This window comes from Photobacterium sp. DNB23_23_1, from assembly GCF_052873815.1.
The window spans coordinates 137,083-152,612 of the sequence record NZ_JBNNXT010000009.1 but is presented as its reverse complement, the minus strand read 5'-3'; the positions used below and the strand labels follow the sequence as shown (position 1 = coordinate 152,612).

Below are 15,530 nucleotides of genomic sequence, written 5' to 3'. Positions count from 1 at the left end.
TGCCGACTTAGCTCAGTAGGTAGAGCAACTGACTTGTAATCAGTAGGTCACCAGTTCGACTCCGGTAGTCGGCACCATCTTTTGCAAAGTAGAGACTTAACCATCGCTACTTTTGCCTCGATAGCTCAGTCGGTAGAGCAGAGGATTGAAAATCCTCGTGTCGGTGGTTCGATTCCGCCTCGAGGCACCATATTATTCCCCCTTAGTTCAGTTGGTAGAACGGCGGACTGTTAATCCGTATGTCGCAAGTTCAAGTCTTGCAGGGGGAGCCAAATAAATCTTGAGCACAATGTGCTTAAGTTAATAAAAATAATTTGCCGACTTAGCTCAGTAGGTAGAGCAACTGACTTGTAATCAGTAGGTCACCAGTTCGACTCCGGTAGTCGGCACCATTTTTGAAACCTCATCTTTGATGAGGTTTTTTTTTGCTTGAAATATCCCTACCCCTCTTCAAACCAATAAGCGCTGAGCTGCATATTGGGGAAATTAACGTGGTTAGGTAGAATTAAATCTGAGTATCAACAGGTTGCGCCGGACATCATGGCCAGTATCAAACTATCAGTAGAGCGCTTAACCGAAGGGCTGTATATCAAGCTACCTTTGCAATGGACCGATCATCCGTTTCTATTGAACCATTTCAAAATCAAAGACAGTCAGCAAATCCGGCTGATCAAAAACCTGGGCATAAAGCATGTACTGCTGATCCCTGAAAAAAGTGATAGCCAACCTCTTGACCCGAACAACACCCTAGAGGCCATCAGCGAGCACGAGAGCCACTTTCTCGAACAACAAGCTGAAAAGCTATGGCAAGAAAAGCAAGGCCGCATAGAGCAGCTGAAGAACTACAAGCTAAAACTACAGCGCTGTGAAAAGAACTTTTCCCGTTCGATGGCACAGCTGCGAGCGATTGTCGGTAAAATTAAAAGTCGCCCTATGACCGCCGTCAAGGAAGCCGAGCTGTTAGTAGAAGAGATGGTTGATGCCCTGCTTGAGGCCGACAATGTCGCCCTTCATCTCATGAATGAGGGTTGCGACAATGAAGATATCTACAGCCACTCGCTCAACGTCGCTATCATGTCGATGATGCTGGCCCGCTCCAGCGGTATGGAAGGGCCGGATATCAAGACGATAGCCATCGGCGCACTGTTTCATGATATGGGCAAAATAAAGGTGCCAACTGCCATTACCCGTAAGACGACACCGTTAACCGAGCCGGAGGAGAACTACCTAAAGCTCCACCCCAAATACAGTGCCGACTTGGCCAACTTATCTGATAGCTTTCCACAGCAGGCCAAGCCCATCCTTACCCAGCACCACGAATTACTCGATGGCAGCGGCTACCCCAAACAGCTTATGGCTGAGCAAATCGACACCAAAGCCCAGCTGGTTGCTGTGGTCAATGCCTATGACAACCTGTGCCACCCGCAGGACCCAGCCAAGGCAAAGATCCCCTACAGTGCCCTCTCCTACTTGTTCAAGCATAAAAAAGAGCAGTACAACAATGACTATCTGGCCTTGCTTATCCGCTTGCTCGGAGTTTATCCACCAGGCAGCGTGGTCCAGCTGTCAAACCAGCAATTGGGATTGGTGATCTCGGTCAACTCAGAGAGTCTGCTGACGCCTAATATCTTACTCTATGACCCAACCGTTCCCTCCAACGAGGCACCGATCATTGATTTGGAAGACAGCCCCCTGCGTATCGAGCTAGTTATCCATCCAAGCAAACTGCCGGAGAAGGTCCATAGTTACCTAAATCCTCGGAGCCGAATTTCCTTTTACTTTGATCCTGATGATTAGTCCTGCTCAGCATTTCATGGCCGATGCCCACCGATGAAAAACGCCCCAAAAGGGGCGTTTTTGTTACGAACAAAACGGTTCAAAACATTATCTCGATGGGGATCACCAGCTGAACATTTCTTTGATCCAACCTGCCGGTTTGTTACCGTCACAGTAACCTTTGACCGCACCATCCTGATCCCACATCGGCAATGAATGCTGTCCGGCACAGTCCCTGACCAAGGTGCCATTAGGCATTTGGCTGAACTTGGCAGTGGTCAGCTTCTGCGGCCAAGGCAACGCCAAACGTTCGGGCTGACGCCGATTGAGGTAATCACTATACAATCGCAGTGCACCGGCAGATCCGGTCAAGTTAACGGGTTTGTTATCATCGCGACCAACCCACACCGTCACCACTTCGCGCCCATCGGCACCGACATACCAGCTATCGCGATTTTTATCCGTTGTGCCAGTTTTTCCGGCCAAGGCCGCCCAACCAAACTGGGGCTGAAGAAAGCGTGCTGTACCTTGCGAGACGACGTTTTTCAATCCGTAGGTGGTCAACCAAGCCGCCTGTTCTGGCACTGCCTGACTTGCCCTTGGCATCCATTGGTAAAGCTGGTTACCCTGCAGATCAACGACTGCCCGAAGAGCTGTGAGTTCGGCTTTTAGTCCACCGCTGGCAACCGACTGATACATCTGGGTCACTTCAAACGGAGTCAAGGTAAAAGCCCCCAGCAGGATAGATGGCAGCTTCGGCACTTCACCGCGATCTACGCCCAAATCCACCATGGTATCAATCACTTCATTCAGCCCAACCTGCATGCCAAGGTTGACTGTAGGGACGTTGAGCGATTTTGCCAACGCATAGTAGAGCGGCACTTCACCGCGAAATTTACGGTCATAGTTACGCGGCTGCCAGCTTTTCCCTTTGCTGCCACTGAGCATAATCGGCTTGTCTTCAACCGTTGTAGCGAGGGAAAACTGCTCGGGATGACGCAAGGCGGCAAGGTAGACAGCTGGCTTAACCAGCGAACCTATTTGGCGGCTGGCATCCAGTGCCCGGTTGAAACCGGCATAACCCGGGTTACTGCCGCCGATCATTGCCCGAATCTCACCGGTTCGCCGATCAGCGGCCACCAGTGCCGTTTCAAGCCCAACGCCCGCCTTCTGCTTGAGCTTAGGTACCATGCTGACCACCGCATCCTCTGCCTCCTTCTGCGACAAAGGATCCAGGGTACTGAAGATCCGCAGACCAACGCCCGGGGTGTAGTTATTGCCGATCCGCAACTTAAGCTCACGCCGCAGTTGCTGGAAATATGCTGGCTGGCGACGGGCGATCATCGGTCGGGATTGCACATCCAACGGCCTTGATGCCGCCAGTTCATAATCCGCACCGGATAAGATCCCGCTGTCCATCATCAATCTCAACACCAAGTCCCGACGTTGCTTGGCACGCTCAGGGTTACGCCATGGGTTGTAGTAGGACGGCCCTTTTGCCATTGCCACTAACAGAGCCTGCTGATCGATCCTGAGTTCCTGTAGCGGACGCCCGAAATACAGCCTAGCCCCTAAACCAAAGCCATGAACCTCCTTGCCGCCATTTTGTCCCAAGTAAATTTCATTGAGGTAGGCTTCGAGGATCTGATCTTTGCTATAACGATAATCAAGAATAATGGCGATATAGGCCTCCCGGATCTTGCGCCATAACGAACGCTCACGGGACAGGAACATGTTCTTGGCAAGCTGTTGAGTCAGGGTACTTCCCCCCTGCACGGTTCTGCCCGCCTTAAGGTTGACCACCATGGCACGGGCAATGGCTAGAGGCGATACGCCATCATGATGGTAGAAGTCACGATCTTCGGTCACCAATAAGGCATCAACCAACACTTCGGGGAACTGCTCACGCGGCAAGAACAACCGCTGTTCACTTTCTCCGGTTTCCAGCATACCCAGCATCTTGGGTTCGATCCGTACGTAACCAAGTTGACGCTTGGTTCCCGCTTCCTGAATACTTTTCAGCTCGCTACCATCAAAGGTCAGCATAATATGCCGTGCGCCCTCAGGACCATCGGCAAACTCAAAGGGGCGGCGGATCAGCTCAATACGGGTCGATGATGACGAATACTCACCATTGCGCTGCGGGGTACGCACCTTGTGATATTGCAGTATATCCAGCTCGCGTCGGACTTCATTGAGCGTAATCGCCTGTCCCGGCTGCAAATCCAGTACCCGGCCGTAGACAACAGCAGGTAGGTTCCACAGCTGGCCATCAAAACGATCACGGACAATGTTGTCGAGATAGATCCCGACCACCAGCAGCACTGCAAGTACGGCAATGGAGACCTTCAGGCCAAAGCCAACCAGCCATTTTAACCATCCCGGTATACCCTGACGCTTCCCTTTTGGGCTCTTCTTGCGACTGCGAGTCGTCTTGGCCGGACGCTTCTTGGCCGTTGTCTTGTTTTGGCTCGTAGCCGCGGGTTTGCGCTTACGCACTGGCTTCTTGGTACCGTCCTTTCCCGCGGCCGGCTTTTTAGGGGCCGGTGCCACAGAACGCCTTGCTTGATCTGTCATCATGATCTTCTTTTTCTACATGTATTTTTTTGTTTTTTTGGTCGGTTCATGGTTTGCTGGATCATCCGGCCAAGGGTGTTTAGGGTAACGCCCTTTCATCTCTTTTTGCACCTCGCGATACGCCCCCTGCCAAAATGCAGCCAAGTCACGGGTGATCTGCAATGGTCTTTGGGCCGGTGATAGCAGTTCCAACACCACGGCAACTTTACCATTGGCTATCAGCGGCGAGTTTTTTTCGCCAAACATTTCCTGCAACTTGACCGCCAGTACCGGGTACAGCCCCTGCTGGTAGCGGATTGCATAGCGAGATCCGGTCGGTACGGTGTAGTGGGTAGGCAATGCAGCATCAAGCTTTTGTTTCTTGTCCCAGCCTAGCCGTGCTTCCAATGCAGCCATCACATCAAGTCGCTCTAGGGACTTGAGGGTTTTCATCCCATTCATATACGGCAATAGCCATTCTGAAGCTTCTGCCAACAGGGCATCATCGTCCAGCGCAGGCAAACCCAGTTCAGGCAACCACTCAGCGGCACAACGGGCACGGGTCAGCAACGCTTCCGATGCTTTGTTCCAAGGTAAGACCCCTAGCCCCTTGCGAAGCACAGCATTGAGCAGCGCTTCGCTGGCCTTGGCTGGATCCGGCTCCCCCATCGGTTGGCGCTCAAGTACCAGTTTGCCACAGCACAGATGTTTCTCGGCAGTCAGCCGCCCTTTTTTGTCATCCCAATCTAGCCACTCTCGCCGCGTAAACAAATGCGGTAACCTTTGCTGCAGATCGGCCAAATGGGCCGGTACCGCAGAAAAAATCCGGCTATCACCCTGCCGGGTTTTGACGATGTCGGCAACCACCAGCAGCTCTTCGTCAGCCAGCGGCTCATCCGGCATCATCATTGCCCCTTGCCCGTTGGCCAGCTGATAGCGGCTGTTTTTGCCACGGGACAAGGCGATCCTGTCCGGGAAGCCGGCAGCCAACAAAGGAGCGATCCACTCGCTGGCAACGTTGAGCCTCGCTTGCTTGGCGCCCAGCTTTGCTAAATGCTGGGAAGCCCGCTGCAGATAAGCCTTGCTGCGCGGTTGCTTACCGCTCTCAACAAGGTTGAGCTGAAAGTGCAAATCCGGGTTATTGTTGCCCCTAGGCGGCTCTTCAAGCAGGGCTACGATCAGAGCGGCGGTTGCCATCGCCTGCTCTCCATGCTGTTGCGCCATCAGTAACATCGCCGCATGGCGGGGATCGACACCCAACGTCTGTATCGCCGTGCCCATCTCTGTCATACGACCTGCGTCATCCAAAGCCCCCAAGTTCACCAATAGTGTATGGGCTTGTTTCAGAGCAGGGGCTGGTGGCAAATCCAGCCAATGCAGCTCAGCGGCTGACTGACATCCCCATTGTGCCAGCTCCATCGCCAGCGAAGTGAGATCAGCCCGTAAGATCTCCGGTTGCGGGGTGGCTGGCTGACGTAACAGCATCTCCTCGCTGTAGAGCCGTAAACAAATCCCCGGCTCCAAACGGCCAGCACGACCGGCCCGTTGCTCGGCAGAAGATCGGGCTATACGCACCGACTCAAGCCGGCTGATCCCAGTTTTCGGATCCCACAGGGCGATACGTTCCAGCCCACAATCCACTACCATTCTGATCCCTTCTATGGTCAAACTGGTTTCGGCAATATTGGTTGCCAGCACCACCTTACGCTGACCTTTCGGGGCCGGGGTAATAGCTTGCTGCTGCTGGCTGCCAGTAAGCTGGCCATAGAGCGGACACACCAGAACATCTTCACCGAGATGGCCTTCAAGCTGCTCAGCCAAGCGGCGGATCTCCCCAGCCCCCGGTAAAAATACCAGCATCGAGCCTGACTCGGCAGACAGCAGGGCAGAAATTTCACGGGCTGTAGCCTCTATGAGCCAGGTCTGTTCAGCGAGTTTCTTGTAGCGCAGCTCGACGGGGAAACTGCGCCCCTCAGATTCGATATAGCCCGCCTGTGGTAATAGGTCGGTCAGGGCATCAGCATCCAGCGTCGCTGACATCACCAACAATTTAAGATCGTCGCGCAGCGCTTCTTGTACTTCTAGCGCCAGCGCCAAAGACGTATCGGCATGGATACTGCGTTCATGGAACTCATCGAAAATCAGCAGTTCAATCCCCGTCAACTCAGGATCTTGCTGAAGCATCCGGGTCATCACCCCTTCGGTAACAATCTCCAGCCGAGTCTTGCTACTGACCCGGGTTTCGCCCCTGACCCGCAGGCCAATAGTTTCCCCGACCTGCTCACCAAGCTGGGAGGCGAGGTAACGGGCAATGTTCCTCGCGGCCAACCGACGCGGCTCCAACATCACTATCTTGCCTGCAACAGCCTCCTGCTGCAGCAGCACCAGAGGCAAGCGAGTCGACTTACCTGCACCGGGCGGGGCTTTGAGGATCAGTTGCGCGCAGGCATCGAGTTGGGTCAGCAGTGCAGGAAGCACGTCATCAATAGGCAGTTGTGACAATGGGAACACCTTGTGTCATATTCAATTTAGGCTTGGCCATTGTACCTTATACCAGTTGATTTTGATGGTTCTGAATACACCGGCAATCAAGCGCCTTGCCCCTGTACCTTTTCATTCTCGCTGATAAGTCAGGATATTACTCATTTTGGTATTCACCCTATGAAAGAGAAAAAACAGCGCCTGTTCTTTGCGTTAGCCCCCGATCGCAACGGCGAGGCTTTTCGTCGCCTTGCCCACCTGTCGAGCGATTGTGGCCAGTTCGGCCGCCCGGTCAGTGAGGATAACCTCCATATCACCCTGGCCTTTCTTGGTATGGTCACCGCCGAACAGGCCGATGCCGTTGTGGCCGCCACCGAGCAACTCAGGCCCCCACAGGCCTTTTCTTTGCAACTGAACACATTAGGGTACTGGAAGCGCAGCAAAGTCATCTGGATAGCCCCAGAACAACCTCCGAGGGCCCTGCTGAGCTTGGCACTGCAACTTAAAGCCTTAGCCCTAGACTGCGGCCTCGAACAAGAGTCACGTCCCTACAGGCCCCATGTCACCCTTGCCAAGTCCGTCGCTCGGCGCCCAGAATCACTACCAGCATTCGACAAAATAGATTTTCACTTCAATCACTTTGGCCTGTATATTTCCAAACCAGTCAGCCATAACGGCCACCAAAGCGTCCAGTACCTACGCCTCGGACAGTGGCCCCTCGCCAGCCGTTATCAATAATAACCAAAGGACAAGGCATGAAGTTCACCCCGCCATTGCAATCAGCGACCCTTATCAAACGCTATAAACGGTTTCTCGCCGATATTACTCTGCCTGACGGCTCTACGACGACCATCCATTGTGCCAATACCGGAGCCATGACAGGGTGTGCCGAACCGGGCAACACCGTATGGTACTCGACGTCCGATAACCCGAAGCGAAAATATCCACATAGCTGGGAATTATCACAAACACCAGAAGGGCACAGTATTTGCGTCAACACAGCACAGGCCAATCGGTTAGTGGTAGAGGCAATTAACAAGAATGCCATCACAGAATTGGAAGGCTATGCATCACTCCGCACCGAAGTTAAGTATGGTAGTGAAAACAGCAGGATAGATATTTTATTACAAGACGGGGAAAAGCCGAATTGTTACATCGAGGTGAAAAGTGTCACCCTGCTGGAACAAGGAAAGGAAGGGCAAGGGTACTTTCCGGATGCCGTCACCACCCGAGGTCAAAAACACCTTAGGGAACTAATAGAAGTGGCACAAAATGGTGAGCGTGCCATACTTTTTTTCGCCATTTTACATTCGGGGATTGAAAAAGTATCCGTGGCACACCATATAGACCCGGATTACTTTTCATTAATTAAGCAAGCAGAACGGGCTGGCGTAGAGATCTTGTGTTACAAGGCGGTATTGAAACCAACGGAACTCTATCTTGACCATTGCATAAAATTCAACCACTAACTACCTCAAAGTGATGCTTTCTTCACATTGGTATAAAATTGAATATATGCAGCAATTGCCACACCTCGTCCTTTCTGCTATAGATACCGCCCAAATTTAACCAGTGACGGTTATTAGGTATATTAGGAGATGCTATATGCCAGAGAGCAACGTTAAAAAATCGCTAGGCATCCTGGCTATTGCTGGGGTTGAACCTTACCAGGAAAAAGCTGGCGAAGAATACATGGGTGAAGCTCAGCTAGAGCACTTCCGTAAGATTCTTGATGCCTGGCGCAACCAGCTACGCGAAGAAGTTGATCGTACTGTAAACCACATGCAGGATGAAGCGGCTAACTTCCCAGATCCTGTTGACCGAGCAGCTCAGGAAGAAGAGTTCAGTCTGGAACTACGCAACCGAGATCGCGAACGCAAGCTAATCAAGAAAATCGAAAAGACACTTCAACGCATTGAAGATGATGATTTTGGTTTCTGTGAATCTTGTGGTATTGAAATTGGCATCCGCCGTCTGGAAGCCCGTCCAACAGCTGATCTATGCATCGACTGTAAGACGCTAGCTGAAATCAAAGAGAAGCAGATGGCCGGCTAGTACACTACGTACAGCACCACGATAGTCAAGAGGGAGCGCCAAGCTCCCTTTTTCGTTTAATGCCAAACTGAAAACTATTCTGGCCAAACAGAGAGTAATATTCAGTTTGGTATAGTGATTTTCTTATGAGTACAATCAAGCAATATATCGGTCGCTTCGCCCCCTCTCCATCAGGTCCACTACACTTCGGCTCACTGGTTGCCGCCCTTGGTAGCTACCTTCAGGCCAAAGCAAAACAAGGCACCTGGTTGGTCAGGATGGAAGATCTGGATCCACCACGGGAAATGCCCGGTGCTGCGGATGATATCCTACGCACTCTTGAAGCCTATGGCCTCGAGTGGGACGGCGGTATCATGTACCAAAGCCAGCGCCACGACGCGTATCAAGCCCAGATAGAGAGCTGGCTTGACCACCAGCAAGCGTATTACTGCCAATGTACCCGTAAGCAAATCAAGCAAGCAGGGGGCTACTACCCAGGCACCTGCCGGGACAAGCAGTTGGATTCGGCTGGCAATGCTATCCGTCTCAAAGTTGATGCCCCCGTGCTGGCTTTCGACGACCTGCTGCATGGCCATATCAGCATCCCTGCCCCGTTGGCTGAGGAAGACTTTATTATCCGCCGCCGCGATGGCCTATTCGCCTATAATCTGGCTGTAGTGCTGGATGATATCGAGCAAGGTATAACTGAAGTGGTTCGCGGCGCCGATTTAATTGAACCAACCGGCCGCCAGATTGGGCTATACCGCCTACTCGGCCAACCAGAAGTAAATTATCTGCACCTGCCACTGGCAGTGACAGAGAATGGCAACAAGCTATCAAAGCAGAACCATGCCCCGGCAATCGACAAGGCTGACCCAAGGCCAGCCCTTATCGAAGCAATACGTTTTCTGGGCATGCAGCCGCCGGTTGATCTGGCCAGCTCATCAACCCGCGATATCCTGCTTTGGGGCATTGCCCATTGGCAGCTGTCAAACCTGCCACAAACAACGGCGATTACCCTGGCCCCGTCTCACCCTTCACACGGATGAAACCAAGCGCCTGCAGTATTGTCGCCGAGCTAACAGTTAACCGCCTTGTTTACCTCAAAGTGGCTTAAAAAGGCCTCATTATGCAAGGAAACAAGCGCTAGGATTCTAAAATGAGCTGCTGTGATATATGATATGCGGCTGTTTGTTGAATCCGAACCACATAAATGAGGTGTATTATCTTTAATCGAGTCGCCAGCTTTTGCCGTAAGGTACTGAATCGAGACGCAAGTGATCTCGACCATGAGGAACTCGCCTTGCAAGTTTATCAGCGCCAAGAGCACGGTATTTCACGTAAAGATATCAGCGAAAATGCGCTGAAGGTCCTTTACCGCCTAAATAAAGCCGGGTATGACGCCTATCTGGTCGGTGGTGGTGTTCGCGATATCCTGTTGGACAAACAACCTAAAGACTTCGACATTGCCACCAATGCTACGCCGGAAGAGATCAAGCAGCTATTTCGTAACTGCCGCCTGATTGGCCGCCGTTTCCGCTTGGCTCATATCCTGTTTGGCCGTGATGTTATCGAGGTGGCAACCTTCCGTGGCCACCATGCAGATGCAAAACCAAGCCTGAAAGACAAGAAACAGGTCTCAGCCCAGAGCCAAGAAGGCATGCTGTTACGTGACAATGTCTACGGCACCATCGAAGAAGATGCCGAGCGCCGTGATTTCACGATCAATGCTTTGTATTACAGCATCAAGGATTTTACCGTTGCCGATTATGTCAACGGGGTCGAAGATCTCGATAACCGCATTGTCCGCCTGATCGGTGATCCTGAAACCCGCTACCGGGAAGATCCGGTACGAATGCTCCGCGCGGTTCGCTTTGCTGCCAAGCTAGATATGACCATTGAGCCAGCCACCGCTGACCCGATCAATCAACTATCAACCTTGCTGCAGGATATTCCAGCCGCCCGCTTGTTCGAAGAAAGCCTCAAGTTGCTTCAGTCCGGTGATGGCCTTGCTACCTACAAGTTGTTACGCGAATACAACTTGTTCCAGCAACTGTTCCCGCTACTAAGCGAGCACTTTACCGAAGATCACAGCAGCCAAACAGAGCAGATGATCGAGCACATTCTGACGGCGACCGACAAGCGTATCGCCGACGGAAAACGCGTAAACCCAGCCTTCATGTTCGCAGCCATGCTGTGGTATCCGCTGGTTACCCGCGCCGAAGAAGTCGCCTTTACCAGCGGCCTTGCCTACTATGATGCCTTCATGGTGGCAGCAAATGATATTCTCGATGAGCAGGTCAAAAGCATTGCGATCCCACGTCGCTTTACGACCACTATCCGTGATATCTGGCAGCAGCAGACTCGCTTCAGCCGCCGTAACGGCAAGCGAGCCTTCAAGATGATGGAGCACCCGAAATTCCGGGCTGCCTTCGACTTCTTGGAAATGCGCGGTAACTTCGAAAGCGAAGAGATTGCCGAGCTCGCTAAGTGGTGGGATCAATTCCAACACGGTGAGCGCAACCTGCGACATCAGATGGTCCAGGAAATCAACGAGGGTGGTACAGGTGCACCGCGCCGCCGCCGTCGTCCGCAGCGCCGCAAGAAGCCACAGGCTAAATCATCATGATCCAAGCCTACATTGCGATCGGCAGTAACCTGTCCGATCCTGTCGCCCAGGCCAACAGTGCGATCGAGGTGCTCAAGCAGCACCCCGATCTCAATGTGATCGCCGTGTCCTCGCTCTACAGCAGCACCCCGATGGGACCACAGGATCAGCCAGATTACATCAATGCTGTCATCGCTGTCGAAACCGAACTCAGCCCATTGGCTCTGCTCGACTGTACCCAGTCTATCGAGCAAGAGCACGGTCGTGTCCGCAAGGCTGAGCGCTGGGGGCCACGTACGCTAGATCTTGATATTGTCCTTTATGGCGACCTTGAACATCACTGCGAGCGCCTTACGGTACCGCACTACGGAATGAAAGTTCGCGAGTTTGTATTATACCCACTCGCTGAAATTGCCCCTGAGTTGGTACTGCCGGATCACACCCCGCTACAAACACTGCTGGAGCAGGTAGACCGCAACGGGCTGGGCATCTGGTCTCAGTAACCGTTTCTCAGGACCAAAGGGAGAACACATGAAAAAGATCACTATCAACGACCTGATGAAATGGAAGCAGGAAGGTCGTAAATTTGCCTCAGTTACCGCGTACGATGCCAGCTTTTCCCAGCTGTTCGAACAACAAGGCGTCCCAGTTATGCTGGTCGGTGACTCCTTGGGTATGGTACTGCAAGGCAAGCCAGACACCTTGCCGGTAACGGTTGATGATATCGCTTACCACACCCGAAGTGTTCGTGCTGGCAGCCCGAATTCGTTACTGATGGCTGATATGCCATTTATGAGCTACGCCACACCTGAGCAAGCCTGTGAAAATGCCGCCACCTTGATGCGTGCCGGTGCCAACATGGTCAAGCTGGAAGGCGGTGCCTGGCTCGCTGAAACCGTGACCAAATTGACCGAACGCGCTGTACCAGTCTGTGCGCATTTGGGGCTAACCCCTCAATCTGTCAATATTTTTGGCGGCTACAAAGTGCAAGGACGTGACTCCGACCACGCTGAGCAGATGGTAAAAGATGCTATCCTGCTGAAAAATGCGGGTGCACAGTTCATCTTGCTCGAATGCGTACCGGCCAGCTTGGCAGAACGCATCACCAAGGCCGTTGAAGTACCCGTTATTGGCATTGGTGCAGGTAATGTGACCGATGGTCAGATCCTGGTGATGCACGATATGTTCGGGATCTCAGCAAACTATATGCCCCGTTTCTCCAAAAATTACCTGGCAGAAACCGGCGAGATGCGTGCAGCCGTTACCAAATACCTAGAAGATGTCGAGGCCGGAACCTTCCCGGGCCCAGAACATACCTTTGAATAAGGAATAAAAATGCAAACATTCGCCGAGATTGCCCCGATCCGAGAGCAAATCCGAAGCTGGCGCCGTGAAGGCCGCCGGATTGCTTTCGTACCGACAATGGGAAACCTGCATGAAGGCCACCTGACACTGGTACGCAAGGCCCGTGAATTGGCAGATGTGGTCGTGGTTAGCATTTTTGTCAATCCGATGCAGTTCGACAAGGCAGACGATCTCGACAACTACCCGCGTACGCTGGAAGACGATCTAGCCAAGCTGAACAGTGAAGGGGTGGAGTTGGTCTTTACACCGACGCCCGGCAACATGTACCCAGAAGGCCTGGATCGCCAAACTTTTGTAGAAGTACCAGGGCTATCCACCATGCTTGAAGGTGCATTGCGCCCAAGTCACTTCCGTGGCGTCTCGACGGTTGTAGCCAAGCTGTTCAATATTGTTCAGCCAGATATCGCCTGCTTTGGTGAGAAGGACTACCAGCAACTGGCTCTGATCCGCCAGATGGTGATCGACCTTGCGATGGACATTGACGTTGTTGGCGTAGCTACCGTTCGAGAGATGGATGGTCTAGCCATGAGTTCACGCAACGGCTACCTGACCGTCGACGAGCGTCAGCGTGCACCAGTACTGGCCCGCACCATGCGCTGGATCAGCAGCCAAATGCGCGGTGGCCGCACCGATTACGCTGAAATCGTAATGGATGCCAATGACCAGTTGCGCGCAGCTGGATTACAACCGGATGAAGTCTATATCCGCGATGCTGTCAGCCTACAGCCTGTTAGCGAAGACACCCAGCAAGCAGTGATCTTGATGTCAGCCTTCCTCGGTAAAGCCCGCCTTATCGACAACCAAGTGGTTGAGCTCAATACCGCAACGGCGTCAGCAACAGAAGAGTAACCTTCCTTTGCCACCGCCATAAAAAATCCCGGCTAGTGCCGGGATTTTTATTTTTTACTTTTAGCTCGCCAGTTACGAACGCAGGCCAATACCGCGCGAGATCAAGTAGTAACACAAGCTATACAGAATAGCAGTGAAGACCCCCAGTACCGCGAAAGATGTACCGATACCGACATCTGACACACCTAGGAAGCCATAGCGGAACGCATTGACCATATAGACTATCGGATTCAGCTTGGAGACACCTTGCCAGAACTCCGGTAACAAACTCAGTGAATAAAACACACCACCGAGATAGGTCAAAGGCGTTAAGACAAAGGTTGGAATAATACTGATATCATCAAAGGTTTTGGCAAACACAGCATTGATCAAGCCACCCAATGAGAAGACCACCGATGTCATCAGTACCGTTGCGACTACCACACCAAAGTGCGCAATCTGCAGGTCGACAAACAGCAAAGAGACCACCGAGACAATAACGCCTACCCCAAGACCACGCAGTACCCCACCACCGACAAAACCGGCAATGATGATGTAGTTGGGAACCGGTGCCACCAACAATTCTTCGATATTATGCTGGAACTTGGCACTGAAGAACGATGAGGCCACGTTAGAGTATGAGTTGGTGATCACCGACATCATGATCAGGCCGGGAACGATATACTCCATGTAGCTAAAACCGCCCATCTCCCCGATACGGCTGCCGATCAGGTTACCGAAAATAACAAAATACAAGGTCATGGTAATGGCGGGTGGCACCATGGTCTGTACCCAGATCCGGGCAAAGCGGTTCACTTCTTTGGTGATAAGGCTTTTAAATGCGATCCAATACTGCCGGTTCATGATTGGGCTCCTTGCTTGTTCTTGCTATTACTGACCAAAGTAACAAACAGCTCCTCAAGGCGGTTAGCCTTATTGCGCATTGAGATAACATCAATCCCCTGCTCGGTCAGCTGGGTAAACACATGATTGAGGCTGTCCCCTTTGTTGATATCAACTTCCAAAGTGTGGTTATCCGGCAATTTCCAGCCCATGCCTTCGAGCACAGGCTTATTGCCGTTCAGTTTGACATCCAGAATGAAGGTTTCGACCTCCAACTTGCCAAGCAGTGCTTTCATCGAGGTATTCTCGATCAGTTCACCGTGGTTAATAATGCCGATATTGCGGCATAGCATTTCTGCTTCTTCGAGATAATGGGTGGTAAGAATAATCGTCACCCCTTCACGGTTGATTTCACGCAAAAACTCCCACATCGAACGACGCAACTCGATATCCACGCCAGCGGTTGGCTCATCAAGGATCAGCAAGCGCGGCTCGTGCATCAATGCACGAGCAATCATCAGGCGGCGTTTCATCCCACCAGAAAGGTTACGGGCACGTTCTTTGCGCTTACCCCACAGATCCAGCTGAGAGAGGTATTTCTTCGCCCTCTCCTTAGCCAATGCCTTTTCCACCCCGTAGTAACCAGCTTGGTTAATCACGATCTGCTCGACCGTCTCAAATTGGTTGAAGTTAAATTCCTGCGGCACCAACCCCAGTTGCTTCTTGGCCTCGACCAGTTGAGTATCCAGATCATAGCCAAACACTTTCACCTCACCCGAGGTTTTATTCACTAATGAACTGATCACGCCAATTGTGGTTGATTTACCAGCCCCGTTTGGGCCTAGCAAAGCAAAAAAATCGCCTTGCTTAACACATAGGCTCATATTTTTCAGTGCATTAACGCCACCTTTATAGGTTTTGTTTAAGTTTTTTATTTCCAAAGCGTTCATAAAATGCGATCTTAATGTTAGAAACTTTCTTCGGACAACTACTCCGATTTGCTATTCAACCAGCTTGTGTATAGTTAAGCCGGTTTACA

The 15,530-nt window shown here is 52.0% G+C and carries 13 protein-coding genes and 4 tRNA genes; 13 read left to right on the top strand and 4 right to left on the bottom strand.

From position 1 onward, the window contains the following. The first annotated feature begins 1 nt into the window (after position 1). From ACVA53_RS08525 to ACVA53_RS08505, 5 genes are all read left to right on the top strand, one after another. A tRNA-Thr gene (locus tag ACVA53_RS08525) sits at positions 2 to 77 on the top strand. Between the two features lie 37 nt (positions 78 to 114). Next, positions 115 to 190 (top strand) — tRNA-Phe (locus ACVA53_RS08520). Positions 191 to 196: 6 nt separating this feature from the next. After that, positions 197 to 272 (top strand) — tRNA-Asn (locus ACVA53_RS08515). 44 nt (positions 273 to 316) lie between these two features. Then, positions 317 to 392: transfer RNA gene (locus tag ACVA53_RS08510), tRNA-Thr, on the top strand. A 148-nt stretch (positions 393 to 540) separates the two neighbouring features. Beyond that, positions 541 to 1,797 carry an HD-GYP domain-containing protein gene (locus ACVA53_RS08505; RefSeq protein ID WP_446504889.1) on the top strand — a complete coding sequence of 419 codons (1,257 nt, stop codon included), beginning with the start codon at positions 541 to 543 and terminating at the stop codon, positions 1,795 to 1,797. A 102-nt stretch (positions 1,798 to 1,899) separates the two neighbouring features. Here the strand turns inward: ACVA53_RS08505 and mrcB are convergent, their stop codons facing one another. Continuing rightward, positions 1,900 to 4,356: a penicillin-binding protein 1B gene (gene mrcB / locus ACVA53_RS08500; RefSeq protein WP_446504888.1), complete on the bottom strand. Its 2,457-nt coding sequence runs from the start codon at positions 4,354 to 4,356 to the stop codon at positions 1,900 to 1,902. A gap of 12 nt (positions 4,357 to 4,368) precedes the next feature. After that, positions 4,369 to 6,834 carry an ATP-dependent helicase HrpB gene (gene hrpB / locus ACVA53_RS08495; protein ID WP_446504887.1) on the bottom strand — a complete coding sequence of 822 codons (2,466 nt, stop codon included), beginning with the start codon at positions 6,832 to 6,834 and terminating at the stop codon, positions 4,369 to 4,371. A 39-nt stretch (positions 6,835 to 6,873) separates the two neighbouring features. Between hrpB and thpR the strand changes: the two genes are divergently transcribed. From thpR to panC, 8 genes are all read left to right on the top strand, one after another. After that, complete coding sequence (gene thpR / locus ACVA53_RS08490; RefSeq protein WP_446504886.1) at positions 6,874 to 7,551, top strand: RNA 2',3'-cyclic phosphodiesterase; 678 nt, start codon at positions 6,874 to 6,876, stop codon at positions 7,549 to 7,551. A 17-nt stretch (positions 7,552 to 7,568) separates the two neighbouring features. Further along, positions 7,569 to 8,282 carry a DNA/RNA nuclease SfsA gene (gene sfsA, locus ACVA53_RS08485; RefSeq protein WP_255040844.1) on the top strand — a complete coding sequence of 238 codons (714 nt, stop codon included), beginning with the start codon at positions 7,569 to 7,571 and terminating at the stop codon, positions 8,280 to 8,282. A gap of 136 nt (positions 8,283 to 8,418) precedes the next feature. Continuing rightward, complete coding sequence (gene dksA, locus ACVA53_RS08480) at positions 8,419 to 8,868, top strand: RNA polymerase-binding protein DksA (protein WP_107349982.1); 450 nt, start codon at positions 8,419 to 8,421, stop codon at positions 8,866 to 8,868. A gap of 125 nt (positions 8,869 to 8,993) precedes the next feature. Next, entirely contained in the window at positions 8,994 to 9,896 is a 903-nt protein-coding gene (gene gluQRS, locus ACVA53_RS08475) for a tRNA glutamyl-Q(34) synthetase GluQRS (protein WP_255040843.1), read from the top strand. Between the two features lie 212 nt (positions 9,897 to 10,108). Then, positions 10,109 to 11,476 carry a polynucleotide adenylyltransferase PcnB gene (gene pcnB / locus ACVA53_RS08470; RefSeq protein WP_373689538.1) on the top strand — a complete coding sequence of 456 codons (1,368 nt, stop codon included), beginning with the start codon at positions 10,109 to 10,111 and terminating at the stop codon, positions 11,474 to 11,476. After that, positions 11,473 to 11,958 (top strand): 2-amino-4-hydroxy-6-hydroxymethyldihydropteridine diphosphokinase, encoded by a 486-nt coding sequence (gene folK / locus ACVA53_RS08465; RefSeq protein ID WP_255040841.1) that lies wholly within the window; start codon positions 11,473 to 11,475, stop codon positions 11,956 to 11,958. Before pcnB ends, folK begins: the two co-directional genes overlap by 4 nt. 28 nt (positions 11,959 to 11,986) lie before the next feature. After that, positions 11,987 to 12,781 (top strand): 3-methyl-2-oxobutanoate hydroxymethyltransferase, encoded by a 795-nt coding sequence (gene panB / locus ACVA53_RS08460; protein ID WP_446504885.1) that lies wholly within the window; start codon positions 11,987 to 11,989, stop codon positions 12,779 to 12,781. A 9-nt stretch (positions 12,782 to 12,790) separates the two neighbouring features. Further along, positions 12,791 to 13,669 (top strand): pantoate--beta-alanine ligase, encoded by an 879-nt coding sequence (panC, locus tag ACVA53_RS08455; RefSeq protein ID WP_446504884.1) that lies wholly within the window; start codon positions 12,791 to 12,793, stop codon positions 13,667 to 13,669. A 72-nt stretch (positions 13,670 to 13,741) separates the two neighbouring features. On the opposite strand, the gene ACVA53_RS08450 is transcribed toward panC, so the two are convergent. After that, on the bottom strand, positions 13,742 to 14,512 hold the full coding sequence (locus tag ACVA53_RS08450; RefSeq protein WP_255040838.1) for an ABC transporter permease: 771 nt from the start codon (positions 14,510 to 14,512) through the stop codon (positions 13,742 to 13,744). Then, positions 14,509 to 15,441, bottom strand: coding sequence for an ABC transporter ATP-binding protein (locus ACVA53_RS08445; RefSeq protein WP_255040837.1), 933 nt, complete (start codon positions 15,439 to 15,441; stop codon positions 14,509 to 14,511). Before ACVA53_RS08445 ends, ACVA53_RS08450 begins: the two co-directional genes overlap by 4 nt. Between the last annotated feature and the right edge of the window lie 89 nt (positions 15,442 to 15,530).

Bases quoted from the DNA above. Each gene is read 5' to 3' on its own strand.
- ACVA53_RS08505 (WP_446504889.1), top strand. From the start codon at position 541: ATGGCCAGTATCAAACTATCAGTAGAGCGCTTAACCGAAGGGCTGTAT.
- mrcB (WP_446504888.1), bottom strand. From the start codon at position 4,356: ATGATGACAGATCAAGCAAGGCGTTCTGTGGCACCGGCCCCTAAAAAG.
- sfsA (WP_255040844.1), top strand. From the start codon at position 7,569: ATGAAGTTCACCCCGCCATTGCAATCAGCGACCCTTATCAAACGCTAT.
- dksA (WP_107349982.1), top strand. From the start codon at position 8,419: ATGCCAGAGAGCAACGTTAAAAAATCGCTAGGCATCCTGGCTATTGCT.
- gluQRS (WP_255040843.1), top strand. From the start codon at position 8,994: ATGAGTACAATCAAGCAATATATCGGTCGCTTCGCCCCCTCTCCATCA.
- folK (WP_255040841.1), top strand. From the start codon at position 11,473: ATGATCCAAGCCTACATTGCGATCGGCAGTAACCTGTCCGATCCTGTC.
- panB (WP_446504885.1), top strand. From the start codon at position 11,987: ATGAAAAAGATCACTATCAACGACCTGATGAAATGGAAGCAGGAAGGT.
- panC (WP_446504884.1), top strand. From the start codon at position 12,791: ATGCAAACATTCGCCGAGATTGCCCCGATCCGAGAGCAAATCCGAAGC.
- ACVA53_RS08450 (WP_255040838.1), bottom strand. From the start codon at position 14,512: ATGAACCGGCAGTATTGGATCGCATTTAAAAGCCTTATCACCAAAGAA.
- ACVA53_RS08445 (WP_255040837.1), bottom strand. From the start codon at position 15,441: ATGAACGCTTTGGAAATAAAAAACTTAAACAAAACCTATAAAGGTGGC.